This is a genomic window from Caproiciproducens sp. MSJ-32, assembly GCF_018918055.1.
Taxonomy (GTDB): Bacteria; Bacillota; Clostridia; order Clostridiales; family Clostridiaceae; genus Clostridium.
This window is the reverse complement of sequence record NZ_JAHLPS010000062.1, coordinates 1-11,220: the sequence shown is the minus strand read 5'-3', so window position 1 is coordinate 11,220 and position 11,220 is coordinate 1. Positions and strand designations below refer to the sequence as shown.

Below are 11,220 nucleotides of genomic sequence, written 5' to 3'. Positions count from 1 at the left end.
TAATGGTATTGATAAAATTAGGGATATTATAGATGATGTAAAATATCCTCCTCAAGAAGCAAAATATAAGGTTTATATAATGGATGAGGTTCATATGTTGTCAACTGGAGCTGTTAATGCATTTCTAAAAACTTTAGAAGAACCTCCCCAAAATGTAATTTTTATATTAGCAACAACAGACCCTCAAAAGCTTCCAATAACTATTCTTTCAAGATGCCAAAGATTTGACTTTAAAAGAATAAATTATGAAGATATAACAGGAAGATTAAGAAAGATTATAAAGGATCAAAATGTTATTGCTGATGAAAAAAGTTTAAATCTTATTGCAAGAGTTTCTGATGGAGCTATGAGAGATGCTTTGAGTATATTAGATCAAGCAATATCCATGGGAAATGGAACAGTGCAATATGACATACTTTTAAATATGTTGGGTTTAGTAACCAATGACAATTTATTTGATCTAGCTAACGGAATAATTCAAAGAAATATAGAAAAGTCGATTAATGTAGTTGATGAAGTAGTTAACAGCGGAAAAGATATATACTTGTTTATTAAGGATTTAATAAGTCATTACAGAAATATCCTTATGATTAAGGTAACTAATAATCCAGAGGAAGTCCTTGATATGTCTGAGGAAAATATTATACTAATAAAGGAACAAGCAAGTAAAATAAGAGCTGAAGAAGCGATGAGATGCATAAGAATACTCCAAGAAGCTGAAAATGATGCTAAGCTTAGTAAGCAAGCAAGAATATATTTAGAGCTTGCTATAATAAAAATGTGCAAAATTGAATATGATACTTCGAATGAAATTATATTATCTAGATTAAATAGTTTAGAAGAAAAATTAAAAAGAGGAATTATTACAGCTGTTCCAGTTGAAGAAGTTTCATTAAGAGACGAAAAAAAGAATGAAGTTAAAAAGGTATCTAACTTAGTTAATAGTTCTAAAAATGTTGTAAGGAAAGAAAGTCCTAAGGAAGTATTAAACGAATATTCAAAGGTAACTTTAAGGGATATACAAAGATCTTGGCAGGATATTTTAGAAAAGTTTAAGGCAAGAAGAAAAATGATTATTTATGCATCAATTGTAACTGGGAAACCAGTTAAATGTGAAAATGGGGTTTTAACTATTGAATATGAAGAACAATATAAGTTTAATAAAGATAGGTTAGAAAAGCCAGAAAATATGAATGTTATTACTGAGGTATTATCAGAAGTATTTAAAGAAAAGATAAAAGTAGTATTTGTTGTAGAAAATGATTTAAATGAGGAAAAGTCAACAGAAGATATTATATTAGAAAAGTTAGGTTCAGATATAGTTAATATTTTAGATGAATAATTTAAAAATTAATACAAATAACAATGAAAATCACATAAATACATGATAATATATATAAAGTGAGAAAATAATTTATTTTAAAGATTAATTTATGAAGGAGGATTTTTTATGGCAAGAGGAGGATTTCCAGGCGGATTTGGTGCAGGAAATATAAATAACCTAATGAAGCAGGCCCAAAAGCTTCAAAAAGAAATGGAGCAAATGCAAAAAGATCTTGAAACTAAGGAATTTGAAGCTTCAGTAGGCGGTGGAGCTGTTATAGTAAAAGCAAATGGTAAAAAGGAAGTACTTTCTATAAATATAAAACCAGAGGTAGTAGATCCAGATGATGTAGAAATGTTAGAAGATCTAGTATTAACTGCAGTAAACGAAGCATTAAGAAAAGCAGAAGAAGAAACAGCAAATAAAATGGGTAAATTAACAGGTGGAATGAATATACCTGGATTATTCTAAGAAGAGTTAAAGGCGAATTTATTTCGCCTTTTTATAATAGGAAGGGTGATAGTATGGATTTTTATCCAGTTGCAATAGAAAAACTTATAGAAGAATTTGCGAAGCTTCCAAGTATAGGACATAAGACTGCTCAAAGATTAACTATGCATATATTAAATCTTCCAGAGGATGAGGTTAAGGAATTTGCAGAAGCACTTGTAAAGGCAAGAGGAACAATAAAATACTGCTCTGTATGTGGAAATTTTACAGACAAAGATCCTTGTTCAATTTGCAGCAATCCAAGTAGAGATAAGGAAACTATTTGTGTGGTAGAGCAGCCTAAGGATATAATGACTGTAGAAAAGGTTAAAGAATATAATGGAGTTTATCATGTACTTCATGGTAATCTTTCACCTATGCAGGGAAGAGGTCCTCAAGATATAAGAATAAGGGAACTTGTATCAAGAATGGGTGCTGATATTAAAGAAGTAATATTAGCAACTAACCCAAATATTGAAGGTGAAGCTACAGCTATGTACATAGCAAGAATATTAAAGCCTTTAGATGTTAAGGTAACAAGAATAGCATCAGGTATTCCAGTAGGAGGAGACTTGGAATATGCTGATGAGGTAACTCTTTCAAAGGCCTTAGAAGGAAGAAAAGAAATAAAATAAATAGTGTGGTGATGATTTATTAGAATAATAAAATTTTTATTTAGTAGAATGTTTATAGTCGGACTCTTAATTTTACTTCAATTCTTATTTTTAACTTTTGGAATATGGAAACTTGCAGATTCTTTTGTATATTTATATTCAATACTTACCTTAGTTAGTTTATTTGTTGTAGTGTACATAGTTAGTACTGAAGATAATCCTTCTTATAAATTAGCTTGGACAATACCAGTTTTGGCATTTCCTGTATTTGGAGGACTATTCTATCTTATTTTTGGTTTAAAGAAGACAACAAAAAGGTTTAGAGAAAAAATATTAAAAATTCATAATGAAACAGAATATTTACTTGATCAGAATGAAGAAGTATTAGATGAAATATATAAGCAAGATAAGCATTTCTATACTCAAGCAAAATACTTAAAGGATTATGCATCAAGTCCAATTTATAAAAATACAATTACAGAATATTTATCTCCGGGAGAAGAATTTTTTAAGGTTTTAATAGAGGAACTAAAAAAAGCAAGACATTATATCCTTTTTGAATATTTTATAATAGAAGAAGGAAAGATGTGGGATGAAATTTTAGAAATCCTTGAAGAAAAGGTAAGGCAAGGGGTTGATGTAAGACTTATATATGATGATATGGGATGCCTTACAACCTTGCATTATAAGTATTACGAGAAATTAAGGCAGAAGGGAATTAAGACAGTTGTATTTAATCCTTTTGTACCTTTTTTATCCGTAATTATGAATAATAGAGATCATAGAAAAATAACAGTAATAGATGGACATACAGCTTTCATAGGAGGAATTAATCTAGCTGATGAATATATAAATGAAAAAGAGAGATTTGGTTATTGGAAAGATGCTTCTATAATGCTTAAGGGAGATGCAGTATGGAAGATAACTATGATGTTTCTTCAAGTTTGGAAATTTACAACAGGGGAAGAAATTGAATTTGAAAAATATAAGCCTTATATAAATTATACTGGAAAATTTGAATGTGACGGATATGTTCAGCCTTATGGGGATAGTCCATTGGATAATGAAGCTGTTGGCGAAAATGTATATTTAAATATTATAAATAAGGCTAAGGATTATGTTTATATAGTAACTCCTTATTTAATAGTAGATAATGAGCTTGTAACAGCTTTAACAGTTGCTGCAAAGGGTGGAATTGATGTTAGAATTGTAACTCCTCATATCCCTGATAAATGGTATGTTCATAGAGTTACTAGAGCTTATTATCCACAGCTTTTAAAAGCAGGAGTGAAAATTTATGAATATACTCCAGGATTTATACATTCAAAAACCTTTGTTTCAGATGATGAAATTGGAGTGGTTGGAACAATAAATATGGATTATAGAAGTTTATATCTCCATTTTGAATGTGGAGTTTTATTGTATAAAACTAAATCAATTAATGAAATTAAAGAAGATTTTTTAGATATTTTATCTAAGTCACAAGAAATCTCTATTGAGGATTGTAGAAAAGAAAGGTTGTCTAATAGATTTATTACTGCTATTTTAAGAGTTTTTGCTCCACTAATGTAAAATACGAAAATCCACCTGAATATTTTTCTAAAAAATGGGAAAAATTTAGATATAATATTCGGGAGGGAAATATGGATAGGAAGTTTATTTTAAAGATTTTACTAGATTATTTTAATAAAAATAATAAATTTAAAAATCAGCCTAAGGAAGAAAATGAAGAACAATATACAGAAGAAGATGTTGCATTACTTAATTCTATTAATGAAACAATTATAGAATTAGAAGTAGCTAGATCCTTGTTTAATTCTGTAACTGATCCTAATTTAATAGAACTTGCAATTAATAGTGAAAATGCAGCGCGAAATAGATTTAATTATTTATTGTCAGTAGCTAAAAAGAAACATTTAAAGAAAGTAGAAATAATATAGTTAAGTAATACTGCATATTATAAATTAAAGGGGGATTGGTTAAATGGATAATTTAGTCTTTGGCTTAATAGGATTAGTATTACTGATCATTGTGCTAAAAATTTTAAAATGGCCATTTAAAATTTTAATAAATGGAATAATAGGATTAGTTTTGCTATATTTAGCGAATATATTAGGATCATATCTAGGATTTACTATAGCCATAAATGCAGTAACGGCATTAATAGCAGGATTTTTAGGAATACCGGGAATAATTTTATTAGTAGTATTTCAGTTATTTTTTTAAAATTGTAACTCATCATCTACATTAAATAAAATAAATATAAAAGGATAAAATGGTACCTATAGACAGGACACTTTGAAAAAAAGTGGCTCGTTTATAGGTGCTTTTTTATGTATAATATTAGTATCTTGGAGGAATGGAATATGAGTAAAATAACATTTAACAAAGAAACTATTGAATCATTGAAACAAAACCCCTATGTAGTTAAAGTAAGCGAAAAATCTATAACTTACTCTGACGAGTTTAAGCGATTATTTATAGAAGAATATTTAAAAGGAAAGCTTCCAAGAATTATTTTTGAAGAAGCTGGTTTTGATGTAACTTTACTTGGTATTAAACGTTACGAGCAAGCGGCAGCTAGATGGCTAAGAGCTTATAATAATGATGGTATTGTAGGATTAAGAGACACTAGAAAAGAGAATAATGGAAGACCTACAGATAAGGAAGTTACTAAAGACGATATTATTTTGAGACAGGAAGCTAAAATTAAGTTATTAGAGGAACAGTTAGAACTGTTAAAAAAATTAGACGTGACAGAAAGGAGGCTGGTAAACAACAGCATAAATCTACGAAGTAAGGAGATATTTAAATTAATAAATGAAACTATTATTAATAACGGTTTTAAAAATATGGTTTCGTATTTTTGTAAAATTTTAGATGTTTCACGTTCGGGATATTATAATTATTTGAATACATTAGGTAATCAAAAATTAATGGAAGATAGAGATTTAGAAGCTAGAGATAATATTCTTATGGCATATAACTACAGAGGTTATAAGAAGGGCTCTCGCTCAATTAAAATGGTTTTACAAGGCGAATTCTCAATAATTTATAGCAGAAAAAAAATTCAACGCATTATGAAAAAATATGATATTAAATGCCCTATAAGAAAAGCTAACCCGTACCGCCGAATGGCTAAAGCAACGAAGGAACATAGGGTGGTACCAAACTTATTAGAGCGTAATTTTAAACAAGGGATACCAGGGAAAGTACTATTGACTGATATTACATACTTACCATATGGAAATAATCGTATGGCTTATTTGTCTACCATCAAAGATGGTAGTAGCAACGATATTCTTGCTTATCACGTTTCTGATTCGATAAAACTTGATATTGCAACAACTACTATAGATAAATTAATAGCTCAACATAAAGATAACTTACATGAAGATGCATTTATTCATTCGGATCAAGGTGTACATTACACTAGTCCAAAATTTCAAAAATTATTAAAGGAAAATAATTTAGGACAATCAATGTCTCGCCGTGGAAACTGTTGGGATAATGCACCTCAAGAATCTTTTTTTGGACATATGAAAGATGAGGTTGATTTCAAGTGCTATCATACACTTAAAGAAGTGATTAGAGCTATTGATGATTATATTGAATATTACAATAATTATAGGTATCAATGGAATCTAAAAAAGATGACTCCTAAACAATATAGAAATCATCTTTTATTAGCTTCATAACTTTTTTTTATTGTGTTCTTGACAAAGGGTCCACTTTAGGAGCCTGTTCATTTTTATTTTAATGAGCAGGCTCCTTTTATTGAGAGAAGGGAACTAATAAAATTTTAATAAGTTTATAGATGGGAGTTAGAAGTTTTCAAATAATTCAATGAGTGAAAAGCCTCTTCTATGTAATTATTATATGGATTCAATTAAAAGATGTTACTTTATTGATTATCATTTTTTATATGATAAACTAAAAGAATAGATAAATTTTATAAAGTTATTTTAAAGGAGGAATTAGTAGAATGCCAGTTGGAAGTGGTATTAATTGTAGATATTGCCCAGAGTATAAAAAATCTTGTGATGGAAATGATAAGAAGTGTTTATGTTATAGATGTCCAAGAGTATTAGGCCAATGCCTATGTATAAAATATTGCAGGGAAACAGAATCGGTTCTAGATCTAAGTTATGAAATAATTGAGGAGTGATAGAATGGAGATTAAAGAAAGAGGTAAGGGATTAATAAAAGAGTTTAAAGATTTTGCTATGAAGGGAAATGTAATAGATTTAGCAATAGGGGTTATTATAGGAGGAGCTTTTAATAAAATAGTATCATCATTAGTTAGCAATATAATAATGCCTATAATTGGTGCTATAATTGGTGGAGTTGATTTTAAAGATCTATCATATACTTTAAGAGAAATACCTGGCAAGGATCCAGCAGTATTAGAATATGGTCAGTTTATTCAAAATGTTGTAGACTTTTTAATAATTACATTATAATTATGTATTTTTATAAAGTTTTTAAGCAAGTTAAATAGAAAAAGGGAAAATGAAAAATTAGCGCAGCAAGAGACTAAAGCTAAAGAACCAACAAAGGAAGAATTATTATTAACAGAAATAAGAGATACCTTGAAAGAAATAAGTAATAAAAATACATAATTATAATAAAAGGATTTTTAGTTAAATAAAAATCCTTTTTATTTTTAATTTTGCACAGTAAAGCAATAAAGTGATTTTTTATTAATATATTAACAAAAAACATATAAATATAATAACATATTAATAAAAAACTAGGAATATACATAATATTATTTTTGAAAATCTCAATAATTTTAATAAATTGACAAAAAGGTGTTGTTTATCATTCTAAAAAGTAGTAAAATTATCAGTAAAGTATTAGCAAAAAGCAATAAATAAATGGGGGGGATAAGATGCATAAAAAGTTGTTTATTCCCGGACCAGTTGAAGTTAGACCAGAAGTTTTGGAGCAAATGGCACAACCTTTAATTGGTCATAGAAGTAAGGAAGCTTCTTCATTACAAAAAAGAATAAGCAATAATTTAAGAAAAGTATTTTTTACAGATAGTGAAATTTTACTTTCAACTACATCTGGAAGTGGTCTTATGGAGGGTGCTATAAGATCATGTACTGCAAAAAGGGCAGCCGTATTTTCCGTAGGGGCTTTTGGGAAAAGATGGTATGACATGGCAGTTTCAAATAATGTTCCAGCAGATTTATTTGAAGTTGAAATGGGGCAGGCTATTAATGCAGAAATGGTAAATGATGTTTTAAAAACAGGTAAATATGATTTAATAGCGGTAACCCATAATGAAACATCAACAGGAGTAATGAATCCTATAGATGAAATTGGTGAAATAGTTAAGAAATATGATGATATTATATTTATAGTTGATGCAGTAAGCTCAGCAGCTGGAACAAAGATAGAAGTTGACAAATGGGGCATAGATATTTGTATTACTTCATCTCAAAAGGCTTTAGGTCTTCCACCGGGAATATCTTTATGTACTTTTTCACAAAGGGCTAAGGAAAGAGCAGAAAAGGTTAAAAATAGGGGAACTTATCTAGATTTATTATCATTGTATAATTATATTCAAAAAAAGGATTATCAATATCCTTCAACTCCATCAATTTCTCATATGTTTGCATTAGATTATCAACTTGATTATATCCTTAACAAAGAAGGATTAGAAAACAGATTTAATAGACATTTAGAATTAGCAAAAGTAGTTAGAAATTGGGCTAAAAAGTATTTTGATTTATTTGCAGATGAAAATCATTTATCAAATACACTAACTACAGTAAAAAATACAAGAAATATCGATATATCAGAATTAAACAAGGAATTAGGAAAAAGGGGCTTTGTAATATCTAATGGATATGGTAGTTTAAAAGATAAGACTTTTAGAATTGCCCATATGGCAGATTGTACAATGGAAGATTTAGAAGAATTGCTTGTTAATATAAATGATATTTTGGGGTTAGATTAAAAGCATTGCAATAAGTAATAAATAAATAGGATTTTTTATAAAGAGTTTAGAGTAATATCTAAACTCTTATTAGCATAAATAATTAATTAATCAATATATAGCTATTTATAGGGGGGATCCTTTTGATAAGAATATTATTAAATGATGGATTACAAGAAGGAGCAATAGAGAAATTAGAAACTTTAGGATTTGAAGTTGTTTCAAAACATTATGATAAAGATATACTTGGTGATAAATTAAAGAACTATGATTGCTTAGTAGTAAGATCAGCAACAAAAGTAACTAAAGAAATATTAGAAAAGGCTTCAACAGGAAAATTGAAGCTTATAATTAGGGCAGGAGTTGGTGTTGATAATATAGATATAAAAACTGCAGAGGAATATGGTATGGTTGTTAAAAATACTCCTTATGCAAGTTCTAACTCTGTAGCAGAACTAGCCCTTGCTCATATGTTTGCAGTAGCAAGATTTCTTGGAACTTCAAATTACACTATGAGAAAAGGCGAGTGGAATAAGAAAAAATATAAGGGTGTTGAAATTGAAGGCAAAACCCTTGGAATAGTTGGAATGGGCAGAATAGGAAAAGCTCTTGCAATTAAGGCTGAGGCCTTGGGAATGAAAGTTATATATAATGACTGTTTTGGAAAGATTGAAGATATTAAATTTGAATATTATGAATTAGAGGACTTATTAAGAAAAGCTGATTTTGTTTCTTTACATGTTCCTTATGATGAGAGTAAGGGATATTTAATTGGAAAAGAAGAATTCAGCATAATTAAAGAAGGGGCATATATAATTAATTGTGCAAGAGGAAAAGTAGTAGATGAGGAGGCTCTTTTAGAGGCTTTAGATTTAGGAAGAGTTTCTGGTGCGGGAATAGATGTTTTTGAAGTAGAGCCTAATACAAATGAACGGTTAGTTAAGCATCCAAGAGTTAGCTGCACACCTCACATAGGGGCATCTACTATAGAAGCACAAGATAGAATCGGAGAGGAAGTTGTTTCAATAATAAAGGATTTTTTTAATTAAAAAATACTAAGGAGGATTTGTATGGCAATAATAAGACCTTTTAAGGCTATGAGGCCTATAAAAGAATTAGCAGATCAAATAGCATCTTTACCTTATGATGTAATGGATGTGGAAGAAGCTAGGGAGATGGTTAAAGATAATCCGTACTCTTTTCTACATGTTGATAGGGCTGAAGTAGATTTATCAGAAAATATAGATGTTTATAGTGATGCAGTTTATGAACAAGCAAGGGAAAATTTAGATGGAATGATAGAAAGAGGCTTATATATTAAAGATGAGGAACCTTCTTTCTATATATATAAACAAAAAATTAAAAATAGAAGCCAAGTAGGTCTTTTAGCTTGTGCCTCTATTGATGATTATAATAATGATATAATTAAAAAACATGAACTTACTAGAGAAGAAAAAGAAAGAGATAGAATTAAACATATTTATAAAACAAGTGCTCATACAAGTCCAGTATTCTTAACTTATAGGGAAAACAAGGAAATATCAGAGATAATAGAAGCTTGGATGGAAAAAGAGCCTTTATATAATTTTACTTCTGAAGATGAAGTTACTCACACAGTTTGGATAATTAACAACAGAAAAGATGTGGATAAAATTTCAGAAATTTTTAAAACTGTGGATTATTTATATATTGCAGATGGACATCATAGAGCTGCTTCTGCAGCAAAAGTATCTAATATAAAAAGAGAAGAAACTAAGAATTATACTGGTGAAGAAGAATTTAATTACTTTTTAGTTATTGCTTATCCTGATAGTGAATTAGAAGTCTTAGCTTATAATAGAACTGTTAAAGATTTAAATGGACTTGCAAAAGATGAATTTTTAAAGGCAGTAGAAGGAAAGTTTGAAATAAATATAAGTGAAAATCCAGTTGAACCAAAGGAAAAACATACTTTTGGAATGTACTTAGAAAAACAGTGGTATTTGTTAAGAGCTAAAGAGGGTACTTTTGATGAAGAGGATATAATAAGTCAGTTAGATGTATCTATTCTTCAAAATAACTTGCTTAGACCTATATTGGGAATAGATGATCCTAGAACTTCTAATAGAATAGAGTTTATTGGAGGGGTAAGAGGATTAGAAGAATTAGAAAGAAGAGCAGATACAGATATGAAAGTAAGTTTTTCAATGTATTCAACTGAAATAAATGATATAATGAATATTGCAGATAGTGGAAATATTATGCCGCCAAAATCAACTTGGTTTGAACCAAAACCTAGAAGTGGCATATTTATTCATAAATTTTAAAAGGTATATGTCAAAACATAAAACAGCTAAAAAGGGGATTATAAGAATTTAGTCTTATAATTTCTCTTTTTTTATTAATGTTATTAGACTAATAATTTAAATAAAAGGGACTTTAATAAGTGCTATAATTATGAAGAAATATTATTTAAATATAGATTAAGAGGTAAATATGAAATTAAGTTTTCAATATGAAAGAAAAAATATAGATTTTGAACTTATATATAGAAAAAGGAAGACATTAAGTATTAAAGTAGAGTTAGATGGGAAAGTGACGGTTATTTCTCCAGACTTTTTAAAAGAAGAGGAAGTAATAGATATAGTTAAGAAAAAGGCAAAATGGATAATAGAGAAGCAGAATGAAGTTAGTATTATAAATGCAAAAAAGATAAAAAGAGAAGGCATTGAAGGGGAAACTTATCTATATCTTGGAAGAGAATATAAATTATATATAGATATAAAGGACAATTATAAAAAGATAAAAGCTGAACTTTCTGAAGAAAAATTAATAGTAAAAAGTAATACTAATGATACTAAAGC

The 11,220-nt window shown here is 28.6% G+C and carries 13 protein-coding genes; all 13 read left to right on the top strand.

Going from position 1 to position 11,220, the window contains the following annotated elements; all coding sequences use genetic code 11:
• Nucleotides 1-1,342, top strand: a 1,342-nt coding sequence (gene dnaX / locus KQI16_RS07300) for a DNA polymerase III subunit gamma/tau (RefSeq protein WP_216433200.1), incomplete at its 5' end; no start/stop codon positions are given.
• A 108-nt stretch (nucleotides 1,343-1,450) separates the two neighbouring features.
• Complete coding sequence (locus KQI16_RS07295; RefSeq protein ID WP_216433198.1) at nucleotides 1,451-1,795, top strand: YbaB/EbfC family nucleoid-associated protein; 345 nt, start codon at nucleotides 1,451-1,453, stop codon at nucleotides 1,793-1,795.
• Between the two features lie 53 nt (nucleotides 1,796-1,848).
• Nucleotides 1,849-2,448 (top strand): recombination mediator RecR, encoded by a 600-nt coding sequence (recR, locus tag KQI16_RS07290; protein WP_216433196.1) that lies wholly within the window; start codon nucleotides 1,849-1,851, stop codon nucleotides 2,446-2,448.
• 48 nt (nucleotides 2,449-2,496) lie between these two features.
• Nucleotides 2,497-3,999 (top strand): cardiolipin synthase, encoded by a 1,503-nt coding sequence (gene cls, locus KQI16_RS07285; protein WP_216433194.1) that lies wholly within the window; start codon nucleotides 2,497-2,499, stop codon nucleotides 3,997-3,999.
• A gap of 71 nt (nucleotides 4,000-4,070) precedes the next feature.
• Nucleotides 4,071-4,367 (top strand): DUF2508 family protein, encoded by a 297-nt coding sequence (locus tag KQI16_RS07280; RefSeq protein ID WP_216433192.1) that lies wholly within the window; start codon nucleotides 4,071-4,073, stop codon nucleotides 4,365-4,367.
• Nucleotides 4,368-4,410: 43 nt separating this feature from the next.
• Nucleotides 4,411-4,653 (top strand): pro-sigmaK processing inhibitor BofA family protein, encoded by a 243-nt coding sequence (locus KQI16_RS07275; protein WP_216433191.1) that lies wholly within the window; start codon nucleotides 4,411-4,413, stop codon nucleotides 4,651-4,653.
• Nucleotides 4,654-4,793: 140 nt separating this feature from the next.
• On the top strand, nucleotides 4,794-6,125 hold the full coding sequence (locus KQI16_RS07270; protein WP_216433189.1) for an IS3 family transposase: 1,332 nt from the start codon (nucleotides 4,794-4,796) through the stop codon (nucleotides 6,123-6,125).
• Between the two features lie 287 nt (nucleotides 6,126-6,412).
• On the top strand, nucleotides 6,413-6,595 hold the full coding sequence (locus KQI16_RS07265; protein WP_119866452.1) for a hypothetical protein: 183 nt from the start codon (nucleotides 6,413-6,415) through the stop codon (nucleotides 6,593-6,595).
• A gap of 4 nt (nucleotides 6,596-6,599) precedes the next feature.
• Nucleotides 6,600-6,890 (top strand): large conductance mechanosensitive channel protein MscL, encoded by a 291-nt coding sequence (mscL, locus tag KQI16_RS13310; protein ID WP_442861803.1) that lies wholly within the window; start codon nucleotides 6,600-6,602, stop codon nucleotides 6,888-6,890.
• A 431-nt stretch (nucleotides 6,891-7,321) separates the two neighbouring features.
• The gene (locus KQI16_RS07255) at nucleotides 7,322-8,398 is read left to right on the top strand and encodes a pyridoxal-phosphate-dependent aminotransferase family protein (RefSeq protein WP_216433187.1); all 1,077 of its coding nucleotides are present in this window, start codon (nucleotides 7,322-7,324) and stop codon (nucleotides 8,396-8,398) included.
• Between the two features lie 122 nt (nucleotides 8,399-8,520).
• On the top strand, nucleotides 8,521-9,426 hold the full coding sequence (locus KQI16_RS07250; RefSeq protein WP_119866449.1) for a D-2-hydroxyacid dehydrogenase: 906 nt from the start codon (nucleotides 8,521-8,523) through the stop codon (nucleotides 9,424-9,426).
• Nucleotides 9,427-9,447: 21 nt separating this feature from the next.
• Nucleotides 9,448-10,683 carry a DUF1015 domain-containing protein gene (locus KQI16_RS07245; protein ID WP_216433185.1) on the top strand — a complete coding sequence of 412 codons (1,236 nt, stop codon included), beginning with the start codon at nucleotides 9,448-9,450 and terminating at the stop codon, nucleotides 10,681-10,683.
• A gap of 169 nt (nucleotides 10,684-10,852) precedes the next feature.
• Nucleotides 10,853-11,220: YgjP-like metallopeptidase domain-containing protein (locus tag KQI16_RS07240; protein ID WP_216433183.1), on the top strand; the 368-nt coding region annotated here is incomplete at its 3' end.

Coding starts and splice junctions, on each gene's coding strand:
- KQI16_RS07265 (WP_119866452.1), top strand. CDS start 6,413: ATGCCAGTTGGAAGTGGTATTAATTGTAGATATTGCCCAGAGTATAAA.
- cls (WP_216433194.1), top strand. CDS start 2,497: ATGTTTATAGTCGGACTCTTAATTTTACTTCAATTCTTATTTTTAACT.
- KQI16_RS07275 (WP_216433191.1), top strand. CDS start 4,411: ATGGATAATTTAGTCTTTGGCTTAATAGGATTAGTATTACTGATCATT.
- KQI16_RS07245 (WP_216433185.1), top strand. CDS start 9,448: ATGGCAATAATAAGACCTTTTAAGGCTATGAGGCCTATAAAAGAATTA.
- recR (WP_216433196.1), top strand. CDS start 1,849: ATGGATTTTTATCCAGTTGCAATAGAAAAACTTATAGAAGAATTTGCG.
- mscL (WP_442861803.1), top strand. CDS start 6,600: ATGGAGATTAAAGAAAGAGGTAAGGGATTAATAAAAGAGTTTAAAGAT.
- KQI16_RS07270 (WP_216433189.1), top strand. CDS start 4,794: ATGAGTAAAATAACATTTAACAAAGAAACTATTGAATCATTGAAACAA.
- KQI16_RS07255 (WP_216433187.1), top strand. CDS start 7,322: ATGCATAAAAAGTTGTTTATTCCCGGACCAGTTGAAGTTAGACCAGAA.
- KQI16_RS07295 (WP_216433198.1), top strand. CDS start 1,451: ATGGCAAGAGGAGGATTTCCAGGCGGATTTGGTGCAGGAAATATAAAT.
- KQI16_RS07280 (WP_216433192.1), top strand. CDS start 4,071: ATGGATAGGAAGTTTATTTTAAAGATTTTACTAGATTATTTTAATAAA.